The sequence below is a fragment of the Streptomyces sp. NPDC107528 genome (assembly GCF_055639295.1).
The window spans coordinates 69,871-85,718 of the sequence record NZ_JBVKAV010000004.1; the positions used below are offsets into that span (position 1 = coordinate 69,871).

The window sequence follows — 15,848 nt, forward strand, 5'->3', positions numbered from 1 at the left end:
ACGTGAGCAGGCTCCAGGTAGTCAGCGGCAAGGGCGGGACCGGCAAGACCACGGTCGCCGCCGCGCTCGCGCTCGCCCTCGCCACGGAGGGGAAGCGGACGCTTCTCGTCGAGGTCGAGGGCAGGCAGGGCATCGCGCAGCTCTTCGAAACAGAGGCGCTGCCCTACGAGGAGCGGAAGATCGCCGTCGCTCCAGGGGGCGGGGAGGTGTATGCCCTCGCCATAGACCCCGAACTGGCCCTTCTGGACTACCTCCAGATGTTCTACAAAATGGGCGGTGCGGGCCGGGCCCTGAAGAAGCTCGGCGCGATCGACTTCGCCACCACCGTCGCGCCGGGGCTGAGGGACGTACTCCTGACCGGCAAGGCGTGTGAGGCCGTGCGGCGCAAGGACAAGGCCGGGCGGTTCATCTACGACTGTGTCGTCATGGACGCGCCTCCCACCGGGCGCATCACCCGCTTCCTCAACGTCAACGACGAGGTGGCAGGGCTCGCCCGGATAGGGCCGATACACAATCAGGCTCAGGCCGTGATGCGGGTGCTGAAGTCGGCGGAGACGGCCGTGCACCTGGTGACGTTGCTGGAGGAGATGCCGGTCCAGGAGACCGCGGACGGGATCGCCGAGCTGCGGGCGGCACGGCTGCCGGTGGGGCGGATCATCGTGAACATGGTGCGGCCGGAGGTGTTGGACGCCACCGATCTGGAACTCGTACGCAGTGTGCCGCGCGCCGCCGTCGCCAAGTCGCTGTCCTCCGCCGGGCTCGGCGGGGCACGGCGCGGCGGGAACGCCGAGCGGCTGGTGGACCCGCTGCTGGGGCAGGCCGACGAGTACGCCGAGCGGTACGCGCTGGAGCAGGAGCAGCGGGCGGTCCTGGACGAGTTGGGGCTGCCGGTGCACGAACTGCCGCTGCTCGCCGAGGGCATGGACTTGGCGGGCCTGTACGAACTCGCGGGCGAGCTGCGGGAACAGGGCCTGTCATGAGTCCGTTCTCCAGACAGGACACGAGTCCGTTCAGCAGGCGGGACACGGGTCCGTTCAGCAGGCGGGAGCATCCCGCCGTACGGCGGGACCGGCACGTCGTATGTCAGGAGCGTCAGCGTCGGAAGCAGGGGATGTCATGAGCCGTCCGGAATCCGCCCAGGCGACCGACGCCGCGCGCACCTCTCACCTGTCCCCCACGCGCGTGCTCGACCTCGACCCGCTGCTCGACGACCCGAAGACCCGCATCGTGGTGTGCTGCGGCTCGGGCGGCGTCGGCAAGACCACGACCGCGGCGGCGCTGGGACTGCGGGCCGCCGAGCGCGGGCGCAAGGTGGTCGTCCTCACCATCGACCCGGCCCGCCGGCTCGCCCAGTCGATGGGCATCGACTCCCTGGACAACACCCCGCGCCGGGTGAAGGGCGTCGAGGGTGAGGGCGAGCTGCACGCGATGATGCTCGACATGAAGCGCACCTTCGACGAGATCGTCGAGGCGCACGCGGACCCCGAGCGGGCGGCCGCGATCCTGGGCAACCCCTTCTACCAGTCGCTCTCGGCGGGCTTCGCGGGCACGCAGGAGTACATGGCGATGGAGAAGCTCGGGCAGCTGCGCGCCCGGGACGAGTGGGACCTCATTGTTGTCGACACGCCGCCGTCCCGCTCGGCGCTGGACTTCCTTGACGCGCCCAAGCGGCTCGGCTCGTTCCTGGACGGCAAGCTGATCCGCGTCCTGCTGGCCCCGGCGAAGGTGGGCGGCCGTGCGGGGATGAAGTTCCTGAACGTCGGCATGTCGATGATGACGGGCGCGCTGGGCAAACTGCTCGGCGGCCAGCTGCTGAAGGACGTACAGACCTTCGTGGCCGCGATGGACTCCATGTTCGGCGGGTTCCGGACGCGCGCGGACGCGACGTACAAGCTGCTCCAGGCGCCCGGGACGGCGTTCCTGGTGGTGGCCGCGCCGGAGCGGGACGCGCTGCGCGAGGCCGCCTACTTCGTGGAGCGGCTGGCCGCCGAGGACATGCCGCTCGCCGGTCTGGTGCTCAACCGGGTCCACGGCAGCGGCGCCGCCCGGCTGTCGGCCGAGCGGGCACTCGCCGCCGCGGAAAATCTTGAAGAGCCCGGCATTGTGGATCAGGAGGGCGGGAAAGCTGGACTTCGTAACTCCCCCGACACGTACGAGAGTTCAGAATCGGCTCCCGAAGAAGGCTCCCCCGCCGCTCCTGAGGCAGGCTCCCCCGCCCCGGACACGGAGCGCACCGCAGCCATGGACGAGCCGCAGCCCGTCGCTCCACCATCCGCCACCGGGCATGTGGAGCGGTCCGTCGACCAACTCACCGCAGGTCTGCTGAGGCTGCACTCCGAGCGCATGCAGCTGCTCTCCCGTGAGCAGCGCACGCGTGACCGCTTCACCTCACTGCACCCCGAGGTGGCGGTGGCCGAAGTGGCCGCGCTGCCCGGTGATGTCCATGACCTCGCGGGACTGCGGGACATCGGAAACCGGCTCGCGGCCCATCGGCCGGAGCTGCCCGACCCCGCGGCCGGCACCTGAGGGAGTTCCGGAGGAGGCCTTCCTGGCCCCCTCAGCCCTGTCCCCCCTCAGCTCACCGCCGCGAAGTCCTCGTACACCTGGTCGTCGTCGAGCGGCAGGATGCCCGCGCCCCGCTCGTACTCCGTGCGCGCGGTCTCCAGCAGCCGCCGCCAGGAGGTCACGGTGGGCCGCCTGCGCAGCAGCGCACGGCGCTCCCGCTCGGTCATTCCTCCCCACACGCCGAACTCGACGCGGTTGTCCAGCGCGTCCGCCAGGCACTCCGTGCGCACCGGGCATCCGGTGCACACCGCCTTGGCCCTGTTCTGCGCTGCTCCCTGAACGAACAGTTCATCCGGATCGGTAGTGCGGCAGGCCGCCTGCGCACTCCAGTCGACTACCCAGCCCATACCGGCGCCGTCCTCTCCCGAATCGAGGCTCCCCCACGGCGGCAGCGGCATATTCACCGCCGCCAGTTGAGGACGTTACGGAAGGTGGGCACAGCGCAACACCCCCTTCGGGCCCAATCTTGAATGGCCCGAACGGACTATGCGTAAGCGGCAGATCACCCGGGGGAGTGAGCTGGCGACATGCGTGACTTTCCCGGCAAACCGGGACAGTTCTGTTGAGTCACAACGGACGCCGGATGACACACAAGGCGGATTCGGACACGTCCCCACCAAAAAAGTGAGGAACCTCCGGAACGATTCGGGGTCGCCGGACGTATTGATACGTGGCCGCACTGCTGTGACAGTTGAGAGCAGCTTAGGCCAACGCCTGCATGCCTGTCCGGCGAATGGGCTGCATCAGCGAGCGTGCTCTGCTCGCGCACGGTCGGCCCTCGGTTCGCTCATCTCTACGGTTTAGGCTGCCCCCATGCCAAAGAAGCGCTCGGGCGGTGGGCTGTCGCCAACGCAACAGGCCGCCAAGTTCCTCGGTGTCAGTGTGCTCGCGGGAGCCGTGCTGGCCGGTATCGCGTTGCCCGCCGTCGGCGCGCTGGGGCTCGCGGCCAAGGGTTCGGTCGAGAGTTTCGACGAGCTCCCGGTCAGTCTCAAGACGCCACCGCTGAGCCAGCGCACCACGATCCTGGACGCCAAGGGCGACCAGATCGCCTCGGTCTACTCGCGCGACCGTACGGTGGTCGACCTCAAGGACATCTCGCCCTTCATGCAGAAGGCGATCGTCGCGATCGAGGACGCCCGCTTCTACCAGCATGGCGCGGTCGACCTGAAGGGTGTCCTGCGCGCCCTCAACCGCAACGCGCAGAGCGGCGGCGTCACCGAGGGCGCGTCCACCCTCACCCAGCAGTACGTGAAGAACGTCTTCGTCGAGGAGGCCGGCGACGACGCGACGAAGGTCGCGCAGGCCACCCAGCAGACCCTCGGCCGCAAGATCAAGGAGCTGAAGTACGCGATCCAGGTCGAGGAGGAGCTCGGCAAGAAGAAGATCCTCGAGAACTACCTGAACATCACGTTCTTCGGCCAGCAGGCGTACGGTGTCGAGGCCGCGTCCCAGCGCTATTTCTCCAAGTCCGCCAAGGACCTGGAGCTCCAGGAAGCGGCCCTGCTCGCGGGCATCGTCCAGTCGCCGAGCCGCTACGACCCGGTCAACGACGAGGCCGAGGCCACCAAGCGGCGCAACATCGTCCTGCAGCGCATGGCCGACGTCGGCAACGTCTCCCAGGCGGATGCCGACAAGGCCAAGGAGGCGCCACTCGGCCTGAAGGTCAGCAAGCCCAACAACGGCTGCATCACCGCGGTCAAGGGCGCCGGCTTCTTCTGCCAGTACGTCGAGAGGGTCTTCCTCAGCGACCCGGTCTTCGGCAAGAACCGCGAGGCCCGCGCCAAGATCTGGAACCGCGGCGGCCTGACCATCACGACGACCCTCGACCCGCAGGCCCAGGAGTCGGTCCAGGCCTCGCTCAAGGACCACGTCAACCAGGACGACAAGGTCGCCGCCGCGACCACCCTCGTCGAGCCCGGCACCGGCAAGATCCTCGGCATGGGCCAGTCGAAGCCGTACGGCTACGGCAAGAACGAGACGGAGTACAACTACTCGGTCGACGCGGCCTACGGCGGCTCCAACTTCGGCTTCCCGACCGGTTCGACGTTCAAGCCGTTCGTCGCGGCGGCCGCGCTGGAGGAAGGGCGCCCGCCGACGCAGGAGTACTCGTCGCCGTACGAGATGGAGTACCCGAGCCCGGTCCAGACGTGCGACAGCAAGCCATGGACCAACCTGCGCGGCGAGAAGCTGGAGAACGAAGCCGAGTCGGAGCGCGGCCCCTACCGCCTGCGGAAGGCGATGGAGCTGTCGGTCAACACCTACTTCGTGCAGATGGTCGCCGACATCGGCCTGTGCCCGGTGGTCAACATCACCGACAAGCTGCAGGTCCGGCAGGGCAACGGCGACAAGCTACCGGAGACCCCCTCGGTCACCCTCGGCTCGATCGGCCTCTCCCCGCTGACGATGGCGAGCGCGTACGCCGCCTTCGCCTCCCGCGGCATGTACTGCACGCCGATCGCCATCGAATCGATCTCGCAGAAGGTCGGCGGGGAGCAGAAGTCGCTCGAGGTGCCCAAGTCGACGTGCTCGCGGGCGATGTCCGAGCAGACCGCCGACACCATCAACACCCTGCTCCAGGGCGTGGTCGACTCCGGCACCGGCAAGGAGGCCGGTCTCACCAACCGCCAGAGCGCCGGTAAGACGGGTACGACCGACGAGCGCCGCAACGCCTGGTTCGTCGGCTACACGCCGAACCTCTCGGGCGCCGTCTGGGTCGGCAGCGCCACCCAGAAGGTCAAGATGCGGAACATCTACATCGGCGGCCAGTACCACGACCTCGTCTACGGCGGCCGGGTCCCGGGCCCGATCTGGCGGGACGCCATGAACGGCGCCCTCGACGGCAAGCCCGACGAGAACTTCAACACCGTCGACATCCCGGAGGACAAGCCGGACCGCGGCCGCGGTGACGAGGACGAGGACGGCGACGAGAACGGCAACGACGACGGGAACAACGGCGACGAGTTCATCGGCGGCCTGATCGGCGGCGGGAACAACAACGGCGGCGGCAACAATGGCGGCGCGGACGGCGGTCCGTCCCCGGCGCCCTCCTTCTCGATCCCCGAGGGCTGGTGGCAGGGGCAGTCGAACGGCGGCGGCACAGGCGGGCGCGGCTGACGCGGCCTTTGGATAGGGGACGGCCCCTGTCCCTTCGTACGAAGGGACAGGGGCCGTCTGTCGTCAGAGGCGGAGCGGTTGTTGGCCCCACCGCCCGCCCGCCGTGCCGTAGGTGTCAGCCGGCGAGCAGCTTCTTGACCGCCGCGGCCACCCGGCCACCCTCCGCCAGGCCCGCCACCTTCGGGTTCACGATCTTCATGACGGCGCCCATGGCCCGCGGACCCTCGGCGCCGGCCGCCTTGGCCTCTTCGACGGCCTGGGCGACGATCTGGTTCAGCTCGTCGTCGCTGAGCTGCTTCGGCAGGTACGTGGCGAGGACCTCGCCCTCCGCCTTCTCCCGCTCGGCGGACTCGGCACGACCACCCTGCGCGAAGGCCTCGGCCGCCTCACGGCGCTTCTTCGCCTCGCGGGTGATCACCTTCTGCACCTCGTCGTCGGAGAGCTCGCGCTTCTCCTTGCCCGCGACCTCCTCCTTGGTGATCGCGGCGAGCGTCAGCCGGAGGGTCGAGGAGCGGAGCTCGTCGCGCTCCTTGATCGCGGCGTTGAGGTCTTCCTGCAGCTTCGACTTGAGCGTGGTCATGCCGTCGATTGTCGCAGGTGTGGGGCGCGGAACGCCCGTTGATTTCAAGGGGCCTGCGCGAGAACGCCGTACCGCGGGCGGCCCGGCACGGGGACTTCGCCGGTCTGACACGATGGTCGTATGCGCGCGCGATACGGAGTACCCCTGGGCATCACGGCGGTTGGCGCCGCCGGACTGTTGTATTCGGCGGGTTTCGAGGCCCGTTCCTTCCGGCTGCGACGGGTGACGGTCCCCGTTCTGCCCGCGGGCATGCGTCCGCTGCGTGTGCTCCAGGTCTCCGACATCCACATGGTCGGCGGCCAGCGCAAGAAGCAGCGCTGGCTGCGCTCGCTGGCAGGCCTCCGCCCGGACTTCGTGATCAACACCGGCGACAACCTCTCCGACCCGGAGGGCGTACCGGAGGTGCTGGACGCGCTGGGCCCCCTGATGCAGTTCCCGGGGGCGTACGTCTTCGGCTCGAACGACTACTACGGCCCGAAGCTGCGCAACCCCGCCCGCTATCTGCTGGAGAAGGCCCAGGGCCGCCACGGCCTGAACGGCAACGCGCCCGCCGTCGGCGCGATCCACAACCCCTGGGAGGACCTGCGCGACGGCTTCGACGCCGCGGGCTGGCTCAACCTCACGAACACGCGCGGGACGCTGAAGGTCGAGGGCGTGTCGGTGGAGCTCACCGGCCTCGACGACCCGCACATCAAGAGGGACCGCTACGAGCGGGTGGCCGGGGGCCCGTCGGGCGCCGCCGACCTCGCGCTCGGCGTGGTGCACGCGCCGTACCTGCGCGTCCTGGACTCCTACACGGCCGACGACTACCCCCTGATCCTGGCCGGCCACACCCACGGCGGCCAGCTCTGCATCCCCTTCTACGGCGCCCTGGTCACCAACTGCGACCTCGACACGGACCGCGTGAAGGGCCTGTCCACGCACACGGCTCAGGGCCGTACGTCCTACCTGCACGTCTCGGCAGGCTGCGGCGCGAACCGCTACACCCCGTTCCGTTTCGCTTGCCCGCCTGAGGCGACGTTGCTGACGCTGGTGGGACGGGAGTAGGTGCTGGTGCTGGTACTGGGGTGCTGTGATGCTGTTGATGCTGGTGGGCCGGGGTAAGAGGAGGGGGGCCTCGGGGCTTATACGGGTACCGGCGGCCGGGCACACCCGGCTTGACTGGGCCGGCGTGGCTTTGCGTGGCCTGACCCTGCCCGTCTGGCCGGCCCCGCCCCTGGCCTGGCCAGCCTTCCCGTAGGGCCGCTCGGCGTAACCCGCACGGACCACCCGTATCGCCCGTTTTGCCCACCCTGCTTAGCGTGAGGGCATGACAGCCCCGATACCCAGGGACATCCCGGACCTCCCCGCGATACCGGGCATCCCCGCGTTGCTGCCGTCCCACGTCCCCGCCACCGCGGTGGTGGCCCCCGCCCGCCGCCCCCTGGCAGCCGTGTACCGCCTGCTGGTCGCCCTGGTCGCGGTCGCGGCGGTCGCCATCGAACTGACCCTCGGCAGCCCTGTGCGCGCCCTGAGCCACTTCGCGATCCAGGCCAACATCCTGCTGGCCCTGGTCTTCATCCTGTCGGCCCGCCGCGCCTGGACCGCCCGCCGCCCTCTGCCCTCCGCACTGACGGGCGCCACGCTGCTCTACGCCCTGGTCACGGGCCTCGTCTACCACCTGCTGCTGGCCAACGAGTCGAGCCCCTACGCCCTCCCCGGCGTCCTCACGGGCGAGGCCGCGGACCCCACGGGCTGGCACGCGATCACCACTCAGGTCCTGCACACGGCGACGCCCATCGCAGCCCTGCTGGACTGGCTGCTCCTGACGGCCCCCGGTCAGCTGCACCTGCGCCCGGCGGCGACCTGGCTGCTCTATCCCCTCGCCTACCTGGCGTTCGCCTTGTCCCGAGGCGAGCTACTCGTGGCCGGCACGCCGGCCCGCTATCTCTACCCCTTCCTCGACGTGGCCCGGCACGGCTACAAGAGCGTCCTCGGCAACGCCCTCCTCATCGGCCTCGCCATCTACGCCCTGGCCATCGCCCTCGTGGCCCTCGACCACGCCCGCCCCAACCCCATCCGCCACCGGGTCCACCACCGCACGAAAACCGGATTTCGTCTCCAGCCACCCGTGGGCTAAAGTAAACGACGTCGCCGCGACAGCAGCGACATCGGGGTGTAGCGCAGCTTGGCAGCGCGCTTCGTTCGGGACGAAGAGGTCGTGGGTTCAAATCCCGCCACCCCGACAGAGAAACACCAGGCCAAGGGCCAGGTACGAAATTTCGTACCTGGCCCTTGGCGTTGTGCGGGTCTATCTGCGTGACTACCGCTCTAGATCGCGCTTGAAGATGCCATCCATGACCACAGCACCGGTCTGGATCACGGGGCGGATCTGCTTGCGGTAGACCTCCTCAGTCACGGCCGTACCGGAGTGGCCGACGAGCCGGGAGATCTCTTCCAGGGGGACACCGCGGTCGGAAAGCAGGGACACAAAGCTGTGCCGGAGCTCGCGAGGCGTCCATTCGTCCGCATTGATCCCCTCGGCGTCCTTGAGCGCCTGGCGGAAGGCGCGCCGGACGTTGGTCGCGTCGAGCGGCTTGCCCACGGCCGACGAGAAGACCAGCCCGTGTTCCTCCCACTGGTCGCCAGCAGCGAGCCGCTCCCACCCCTGGTCTTCGAATTGCTGCCAGAGGACCTCGACGCAACGTGCCGGCAGAGCGAGCGTGCGCCGGGACTTCCGGGTCTTGGTGTCTCCACCACGCCGGACCGACCGCCACACCGCGATGTGCGGAGGCTGCGGCGGGTCGGCGTCCGGCCTTCCCTTCAGGAAGACGTGGCCCCAGGTGAGCGCTCGCAGCTCCTCGGTGCGGGCACCGGTCAGAAGGGCCACGACGATGTACGCGTGCATCGAGGTCCCCTCGGCCGCCTTGAGGACTGCCTCAGCCTGGGTGAAGGTGAGCGCCTTGGACGGGCGCCCAGGCTGGCCCTGGGGAACCGAGCACAGCTCAACAACGTTGCGCTTCACCTTGTCCCGCGCCATGGCCCGCTTGACCGAGCGGTTCAGGCAGGAGTGGACCCCCTGCAGCGTCCGTGTGCTGAGGGTCTTGGCCTTGGTGGCCAGCCAGCGGTCGACGTCCTCGGCGCTGAGGTCGCGTAGCTTCCGGGCGCCCAGAGCTGGGATCACGTGGTTCTTGCTGAGGATGGTGCAGGCTTCGACGGTGCCCGGGTCGCGGCCAGCCAGGCCGTACGCAAGCCAGTCGTTCACAGCGTCAGCGACGGTGTAGCCGGTGGGCGCGATCGCCAGACCGTCTTCGTGGTCCCTCAGTACCTCCTTGAGCTTGTTCTTCGCCTCCGTCTTGGTCTTGCCACTCCCCCGCTTACGATGCGCTTGCCGCTCGGGTCAAAGCCGAGGTTCGCCGTGGCGATCCAGCGCTGTCTCTTCTCGTCCCAGTGCAGGCCACCGTCCCCACGGCTTCGACGCTTGGTCATCAGGCGGCCTCCGCCAGCTGACTCTGGATGAAGTCGCGCACAGCGTCGGCGGGTATGCGGCGAGCGCCATCGATCTTGAGAGAGGCCAGCCGGTGAGTGCGGATCAGGTCGTAGACCTTGGAGCGGCCGACCTTGAGCCGCGCCATAACTTCGGACACGGTCAGTAGCTCAGGGGCGGCGGTGGTCATGTTGCGGCTCCTTCCTCGGCGAGCTGGTCGCGTAGGGCTTCGCGGGCGGTTTCGCGGTTGAGCTGGAGGTCGCGGGCGATGGTGGCGGCGAGGGCGGATTCGCCGGGTGTGTGGCCGTGTCCGGCGTACTGCCAGTCAGCCAGGACCAGGACGGTGTCCGGCTCGATCTCGTCGAGGCCGAGGGCTTCGCGTTCCTTGGCAGCGCGGTAGTCGGCACGGGCCTGGCGGAGGGCGCCCAATGTGGTCGAGTAGCGGCGGGACTTGGAGGAGAAGTGGCCGCGGAAGCCGAGCATGTGGGCCCAGGCCCAGAGGCGGCGGTCGGGGTAGAGCGGGTCGAGCAGCTTGCATGCCTCGATCAGGCGGCGGGTGTGGTTGGGGACCTGGTGGCGGTCGAGTTCGGAGAGTTCGCCGATGCGGCGGTCCAGGGTGCCGGTGTTCTCGGCGGCCTTGGTGGCGTACTTGGCGACGTAGGAGGCGACGGCCTGTTCGGTGATGTCGGAGCCGCCGCCGAAGGCCTTGACCGGCCGGACGTCGAGCTGGGTGCCCCAGCGGAAGGTGCGGGTGGGCTGGTCCTCGGCAGCCGGGACTGAGACCGAGGTGTACGAGTGGCCGGCGGCGGCGCGGATTGCGTCGGCGAGCAGGTCGACGGTGGCCCAGGACGGGGGCGGGGTGTCGGGTCCCTCCGAGCCGTCGATCCGTACGACGGCATGGAAGTGCAGGGCGCCGCGCTTCTGGAACTCGGCGACCTTTCCGTACGAGAGGCGTGCGTGGTCGGCGAGTTCGCGGCGGGTGAGCCCGGCGCGGGCGGCGATCTCGCGGCGTAGGCGGGTGGTGAAGCGCTGCCACAGGTCGCTTGCGTGGTTGTTGAAGAGGACGGCGCCCGCGTAGTCGTACGTGGCCGGGTCGAGGGCTGTGCCGAGGGCGGGGTCATCCGGTGTGTGGCGGGTGCCGCAGCGGCAGGCGCCTTTGTCGGGGCGGTTGTGGACCGGGCCGAAGGACGGGGCTGTGAGGGTGGCGAAGACGCGGGGGTGATCGCGGACCGTGGCGGGGATGTCGCGGCGATCGTCTCCTGCCAGGCCCGCGCGGATGAGGTGGTAGGTGTCTCCGGCGTAGGTCCAGGCGCAGGCCGGGCAGCGGGAGGCGCGGCGGTTGCCGCAGGCGACCCGGAGTCGTCCGCCCGGCTCGCGCTCGGTGGAGTAGTGGTGCAGGGTCTCGCCGGTGGTCTTGTCCTTGTGGAGGGTCCAGCCGGTCAGGTGGATCGGGTCGGCGCAGCCGCCGGTACGGCGGACCTGGTCTTCCCAACGGGTGTAGTCGGAGGCCGAAGCCACCCTCAGCAGGTCGCCGAGGGTGGTCGGGTCGAGCAGCGTGTCAGGCGCGGGCGCCCTCCCGGGTGCGGCGGGTGCGGGTGACGCCGAGGCCCTGGCAGGCCGGGCAGTGCGCGGTGATGGTGCGCAGGTGGCCGTGCCCGTCGCGGCCGCCCAGGGTGATGGCGGCGGAGGCGAAGCCGTCGCAGTTCGGGCAGATCCGTGCGGTTGTGGCGGTGGCCGGGTTGGGGCCGGTCATCATGTAGGTTCCTTCCGGTTGAAAGATCGGGTAGGGACGGCTCCAGGGCGGCGGATGCTTGGCGGTATCGAGGCCGCCCGGGGGCCGGTCAGCGTCGCTTGGCCTCGGAGGCGAGCAGGGAGCGCAGGACGACGGCGCACACGGCGACCGAGACGCCAGTGATGGCGACCGCCAGCAGGAGCGAGACCAGGACGGCGCCGACGACCAGGACCACGGCCGTTCCGCCGCCGACAACGGCGATCAGGGCACCAGGGGTGAGCTGGACCGTGGGCCGGGACGGCGCCGGAGCCACCGGGGCGGGCGACGGAGTCTCGGAGCTCGGGACGACGGCGGTCGGCTCGACCACGGCGGGCGGGGTGACGTGGCCGGTCGGGGTGGGCATGGTCGGGATCTTCGGGCAGAGCATCGGCGGATCTCCCTTCCGGGGTGGGCTACTTGACGAAGGTGTTGATGGCGGGGGCCAGGACGCTGTCGGCGAGGAGGAAGCCGCCGAGCAGGAGCACCGCGATGAGCCAGGCGGGCGGGCGGATGAGCTTGACGCCGAGGTAGCCGACGACGATCAGGGCGAGCCAGAGCGGTACTTCCATGGCGGTCTCCTAGCGGACGCGGCAGCGGTGGGTGCGGGCGGCGAGCTGGGCGGCGGACTGGCTGGAGTAGTCGGCGGACCAGCCGCAGCGGTCGGCCGTGCACACGGCCGCGTGCTCGGTCTGGCCGTGGCGGTCGCGGTGGGTGCCGATCTGCACCGGGCCGATGCTCATCACGGAGTGGAAGTGGTTGCGGGCAGGCATGGCGGGTGGTTCTCCTTCCTGGTCAGGCGAGTTGGGCGGCGATCGCGTCGGCGAGGTGAGGCGGGACGCCAAGTCGCGTGCGCAGGGTGTCGGTGTCGATCGAGGTTCCGGTGCGTGCCTGGTGGTCGGCGGCGACCTTGCGGGCGTGGTCGACCAGGGCGGCCGGGACCGGTGGAGCCGGGGTAGCGGGGAGAGCCGCGGTTTCCTCAGCAGCTGCAACCGGCGCAGGCTCCGGTTCGGGGACCGGCACGGGTTCGGGCTCGATGTCGGGTGCGGGGGCCGGGGCTGCGGGCGCCGGCGGAACCGGGACCCGGTCCCCGACCGAGTGGGCGAGGAGCGTGCCGCCCATGAAGGCCAGCGCGGGCCACGCGGCGACGAGGATCCGCAGCCAGGCCGGGACGCCGTTCAGGTCGAGCAGTCCGGCGGTGGCGACGTTGGCGCCGAGCGAGGCGACGAGCGCTGTGACGAACCAGCACCAGGCGAGCCGGGACGGGCCATCAGTGCGGAGCCGTCGCCAGGCGGCGACCAGGAGCAGGTCGACGCTGACCGGGTAAGCCCAGGCCTTCCAGCCGTCCTGTCCGGCAGCGGCGGCGAGGTCGTGAAGGTGGGCGAAGGACAGGGCGCCCGCGATGACGGCCTGGACGAGGACGGCGTCCACGCGCAGGGCAGGGCGGGCCATCAGAACCCCTCCTCGCCGGGGTACTCCGGGCCCTCGGTGGGGTCGTAGTCGGCCGGGAACGTTCCGGGCGGCGGCTCCGGCAGGGACGCGGCCAGGCACGGACCCACGATCTCGATGAAGTCCTGGTCAGCGCCGGTGTTGTCCGCGTAGAGGGCGAGTTGGCCGAGCATCAGGATAGTGCGGGCGAAGTCCTCGCAGTGGGGGCACATGAGGTGCGATCACTTCTTCGGGCATGGCCCGGGTAGGGACTTGGCGCGATGCGGTCACGCCGACCGTGGGGTCTTGGCAGGCATCTGTACCTGCCTGAGCACGTCGTAGCCGGTCATCCGCACCTCGACCACCCCGGAACGCACCTCACGCGATGTGACGCCGTACATCGAGAAGGAGTGCCGAAGCCGGTCGGAGGCCGCCGCGATGTCGAATGCGTCCTGTCCCGGCTGCAGCTTGAGCCGCAGGACGAGCCCGGTACGGGTCGGCCGCACCCGCAGGATGCGCGGCGCCCGGGATTCCGGCATGGGCCGGTTGGTGATCCGGGCAAAGACGAGACGCCAGCGCGAAGGCGGGACGGTCAGCCCGCAGGCCTCCATGACCGAGGTGTAGCGGACCAGGACCCGGAGCGTGGCGAGGGTGACCCCGACGGTCAGCCAGTACCAGGCGGGGCGCCGCCACCGCAGGAGCCGCGCAGCGGCGACGACCAGCACGAGCGCGACCGTGAACCAGGTCATGGTCAGGCCGCCTTGGGCTTCGACGCAGCGGCGGTGAGCGAGGTGACGGCGACCGCGCGGAAGGCAATGCCGTGGCGCTTCTGCCCGTTGAACTCGTTCTCCCAGGGCGGGCGATCAGACCCGTCAGGGCGACCGGGGTGCCCATGGCCAGCTCGCCGGAGATGCCGGGCTCGGGGACAGTGATGGACAGGATCTCGACCTCGTCGTTCGCCGCGAACACCACGTCGACGGTCATCATCTTCGCGCCGGTCTCGGCGTCGGTGGCGATCTCGCCGGTACGGCGGTCTTTGACCTTGGGCTGGGGGGTCTTGGCGACCATCACGGTCGCGGCGGAGGTGTCGACGGGAATCTGACGCACAGCAGATCACTCCTCTATATGGGCTGGACTCCATCACTTATGTACATGAGTGACATGAAGAAGAGTGCCTGACTCCTATACATGAGTCAACCCGCCGCGATGAAGAACTCGCGACGGGCTGAGGGAAGTTGAGCGCGCGTCAGTCGACGGCGGGGATCCGATACTCGAAAAAGAACTGGTCAGCTGCCATGAGCGTGTCGCAGACCTCGACAACGAGACCCCCGGTCGTCCGCGCTTCACGGACCAGATGAACCACGGGCGCACCGGGGCTCAGCGCCAGCTCGGACGCCTCCGCCTTGGAGGCCGGACGCGCTTGCAGCGTCTCGACGAACTCGGCGAACTCGTGCCCATGGTCTTCGAGTCGGGCGTAGATGCCACCGCCGCCGGGGTTCTCGGCGAAGAGCTCGGGGATCTCCTTAACGACGTCCCACGGCAGGTACGAAGTCGCTGTCTCGACGGGCGTGCCGTTGCGGAAGTAGAGGCGCCGCCGGGCAAGCACCTGAGTGCCGGCGGGCACGCCCAATCGCTCGGCCGCATCCTCTGGGGCCTCCATCGGTCCGATGTAGAGGACCCTCACCTTGGCCGTGGCGCCGGACTGCGCCGACTCTGCAAGGTAGGCGGCCTTGCCGCCCCGGCGAAGCGAGCGCCGGAAGCGATCAGAGGAGCGGTGCCGTACTGGTGGCCGATCCTTCACGATCGAGCCCTTGCCGTGCCGCGTCTCAACGAGTCCGCTCGCGCGCACCTCCACCATGGCCTTACGGATCGTGCCGCCCGAGACGCCATAGCGCTCAACCAGGTCCGACTCACTCGGCACCATCTCACCAGGCTTGAGGACGCCCGCCCGGATCTGCTGCACGATCTCCTCGGCGATCTGGACGTACCGAGGTACGGACCTCTCACCTCCTGCCGCTGTTCCCATAGCCGCTCTTCCTCCTATGCTCCTGTACATGAGTAACAGTGCCCAGGAAGGCCAGTCAACGCCGCTGCACTCCGTGTCCGTGGCCGGAGTCGTGGTGCGCGAGGACGGGCGCCTCCTGGCTATCCGCCGCGCTGACAACGGCACTTGGGAGCTCCCCGGCGGAGTACTCGAGCTGGACGAGGCCCCCGAGACGGGCGTCGTCCGCGAAGTCCTGGAGGAGACGGGCATCCACGTCGAGGTGGACGAGCTCACCGGGGTCTACAAGAACACGACCCGAGGCATCGTGGCCCTGGTCTTCCGCTGCAAGCCCTCCGGCGGGACCGAGCGCACGTCGAGTGAGTCGACAGCCGTCTCGTGGCTCACGCCTGAAGAGGTCAGCGAGCGCATGGCGGAGGTCTTCGCGATCCGGCTCTTGGACGCCTTGGACGGCAACGGTCCCCACGTGCGGAGCCACGACGGCAAGCGCCTCATCCCAGCGGGATAGAACTTTCCCTACTTCATCAAGGCCCGCGCACGGCGCGGGTGCGCGCCGCCTCTGCGGCGCGCTCGGCGGCTGCGGGCATGAAGTGGGGAGAAACCCTCTGTGGCTGGGGCGGTCGGCTCCACGGCTTTAGGCAGCCACTTTGGGGCGAGCCTCTAAGATCATGGCCCCAACGTCGTGCTTTAACGGGCAGGTCCACAGCCTGCCCGACGCGCCGAAAGCTTACGGGGCCATGATCACTCGCGCCAAAGCAGCTCCCGCCCAAAGCCGCTCCGTAAGTTGTTTAGCGGTCCGGAAGAGTGGGGTGTGGCTCTAGAGTCGCTTGCCCCCGGTGGCTCCGGTGGAGTGGCCGCCCCGCTCTTCGGGACACCTGGCCGCTGATTGAGATCTGCGCATGGATCGCTGTTTACGGAGCTGACG

17 protein-coding genes, 1 tRNA gene and 3 pseudogenes are annotated in these 15,848 nt (G+C 69.5%); 7 read left to right on the forward strand and 14 right to left on the reverse strand.

Features of this window, described 5'->3' with window-relative positions; genetic code table 11:
- Positions 1-2: 2 nt before the first annotated feature.
- Both bagA and bagB read left to right on the forward strand, forming a co-directional pair.
- A complete protein-coding gene (bagA, locus tag ACZ7L5_RS13885; RefSeq protein ID WP_365062981.1) occupies positions 3-980 on the forward strand; it encodes an ATPase BagA in 978 nt (325 codons plus the stop codon).
- A 136-nt stretch (positions 981-1,116) separates the two neighbouring features.
- Positions 1,117-2,526: an ATPase BagB gene (bagB, locus tag ACZ7L5_RS13890; RefSeq protein WP_471017035.1), complete on the forward strand. Its 1,410-nt coding sequence runs from the start codon at positions 1,117-1,119 to the stop codon at positions 2,524-2,526.
- Positions 2,527-2,573: 47 nt separating this feature from the next.
- Here the strand turns inward: bagB and wblA are convergent, their stop codons facing one another.
- Positions 2,574-2,912, reverse strand: coding sequence for a transcriptional regulator WblA (gene wblA, locus ACZ7L5_RS13895; protein WP_328880237.1), 339 nt, complete (start codon positions 2,910-2,912; stop codon positions 2,574-2,576).
- Positions 2,913-3,378: 466 nt separating this feature from the next.
- On the opposite strand from wblA, the gene ACZ7L5_RS13900 reads away from it, so the two are divergent.
- Positions 3,379-5,679 (forward strand): transglycosylase domain-containing protein, encoded by a 2,301-nt coding sequence (locus ACZ7L5_RS13900; protein ID WP_471516811.1) that lies wholly within the window; start codon positions 3,379-3,381, stop codon positions 5,677-5,679.
- 115 nt (positions 5,680-5,794) lie between these two features.
- Here the strand turns inward: ACZ7L5_RS13900 and ACZ7L5_RS13905 are convergent, their stop codons facing one another.
- Positions 5,795-6,259 carry a GatB/YqeY domain-containing protein gene (locus ACZ7L5_RS13905; protein ID WP_389441888.1) on the reverse strand — a complete coding sequence of 155 codons (465 nt, stop codon included), beginning with the start codon at positions 6,257-6,259 and terminating at the stop codon, positions 5,795-5,797.
- Between the two features lie 120 nt (positions 6,260-6,379).
- Between ACZ7L5_RS13905 and ACZ7L5_RS13910 the strand changes: the two genes are divergently transcribed.
- The 3 genes from ACZ7L5_RS13910 to ACZ7L5_RS13920 all read left to right on the forward strand — a co-directional run bounded on the left by ACZ7L5_RS13910 (position 6,380) and on the right by ACZ7L5_RS13920 (position 8,484).
- The gene (locus tag ACZ7L5_RS13910; protein WP_328880240.1) at positions 6,380-7,306 is read left to right on the forward strand and encodes a metallophosphoesterase; all 927 of its coding nucleotides are present in this window, start codon (positions 6,380-6,382) and stop codon (positions 7,304-7,306) included.
- Between the two features lie 262 nt (positions 7,307-7,568).
- A complete protein-coding gene (locus ACZ7L5_RS13915; protein ID WP_471516812.1) occupies positions 7,569-8,378 on the forward strand; it encodes a Pr6Pr family membrane protein in 810 nt (269 codons plus the stop codon).
- Between the two features lie 32 nt (positions 8,379-8,410).
- Positions 8,411-8,484, forward strand: a tRNA-Pro gene (locus tag ACZ7L5_RS13920).
- A gap of 77 nt (positions 8,485-8,561) precedes the next feature.
- Here the strand turns inward: ACZ7L5_RS13920 and ACZ7L5_RS13925 are convergent.
- The 12 genes and pseudogenes from ACZ7L5_RS13925 to ACZ7L5_RS13980 all read right to left on the reverse strand — a co-directional run bounded on the left by ACZ7L5_RS13925 (position 8,562) and on the right by ACZ7L5_RS13980 (position 14,947).
- Positions 8,562-9,727, reverse strand: a pseudogene (locus tag ACZ7L5_RS13925) (site-specific integrase).
- Positions 9,727-9,915 carry a helix-turn-helix domain-containing protein gene (locus tag ACZ7L5_RS13930; RefSeq protein ID WP_471516813.1) on the reverse strand — a complete coding sequence of 63 codons (189 nt, stop codon included), beginning with the start codon at positions 9,913-9,915 and terminating at the stop codon, positions 9,727-9,729. Before ACZ7L5_RS13930 ends, ACZ7L5_RS13925 begins: the two are co-directional and overlap by 1 nt.
- On the reverse strand, positions 9,912-11,279 hold the full coding sequence (gene repSA / locus ACZ7L5_RS13935; RefSeq protein ID WP_471517336.1) for a replication initiator protein RepSA: 1,368 nt from the start codon (positions 11,277-11,279) through the stop codon (positions 9,912-9,914). The genes ACZ7L5_RS13930 and repSA overlap by 4 nt, the downstream gene beginning before the upstream one ends.
- 4 nt (positions 11,280-11,283) lie before the next feature.
- Positions 11,284-11,481, reverse strand: coding sequence for a hypothetical protein (locus ACZ7L5_RS13940; protein WP_471516814.1), 198 nt, complete (start codon positions 11,479-11,481; stop codon positions 11,284-11,286).
- An 85-nt stretch (positions 11,482-11,566) separates the two neighbouring features.
- A complete protein-coding gene (locus ACZ7L5_RS13945; protein WP_471516815.1) occupies positions 11,567-11,884 on the reverse strand; it encodes a SpdD-like protein in 318 nt (105 codons plus the stop codon).
- A 25-nt stretch (positions 11,885-11,909) separates the two neighbouring features.
- On the reverse strand, positions 11,910-12,065 hold the full coding sequence (locus tag ACZ7L5_RS13950; RefSeq protein WP_384190457.1) for a hypothetical protein: 156 nt from the start codon (positions 12,063-12,065) through the stop codon (positions 11,910-11,912).
- Between the two features lie 9 nt (positions 12,066-12,074).
- Positions 12,075-12,266: a mobile element transfer protein gene (locus ACZ7L5_RS13955; protein WP_471516816.1), complete on the reverse strand. Its 192-nt coding sequence runs from the start codon at positions 12,264-12,266 to the stop codon at positions 12,075-12,077.
- 22 nt (positions 12,267-12,288) lie between these two features.
- Entirely contained in the window at positions 12,289-12,945 is a 657-nt protein-coding gene (locus ACZ7L5_RS13960) for a DUF2637 domain-containing protein (protein ID WP_471516817.1), read from the reverse strand.
- On the reverse strand, positions 12,945-13,154 hold the full coding sequence (locus ACZ7L5_RS13965; protein WP_471516818.1) for a hypothetical protein: 210 nt from the start codon (positions 13,152-13,154) through the stop codon (positions 12,945-12,947). The genes ACZ7L5_RS13960 and ACZ7L5_RS13965 overlap by 1 nt, the downstream gene beginning before the upstream one ends.
- A gap of 69 nt (positions 13,155-13,223) precedes the next feature.
- A pseudogene (locus ACZ7L5_RS13970) lies at positions 13,224-13,670 on the reverse strand (plasmid transfer protein); the annotation flags it as partial.
- Positions 13,671-13,672: 2 nt separating this feature from the next.
- Positions 13,673-14,028, reverse strand: a pseudogene (locus ACZ7L5_RS13975) (SCO3933 family regulatory protein).
- A 139-nt stretch (positions 14,029-14,167) separates the two neighbouring features.
- Positions 14,168-14,947, reverse strand: a complete 780-nt coding sequence (locus ACZ7L5_RS13980) for a GntR family transcriptional regulator (RefSeq protein WP_471516819.1) — start codon at positions 14,945-14,947, stop codon at positions 14,168-14,170.
- 16 nt (positions 14,948-14,963) lie between these two features.
- Between ACZ7L5_RS13980 and ACZ7L5_RS13985 the strand changes: the two genes are divergently transcribed.
- Complete coding sequence (locus tag ACZ7L5_RS13985) at positions 14,964-15,431, forward strand: NUDIX hydrolase (protein ID WP_471516820.1); 468 nt, start codon at positions 14,964-14,966, stop codon at positions 15,429-15,431.
- The last annotated feature ends 417 nt before the right edge of the window (positions 15,432-15,848 follow it).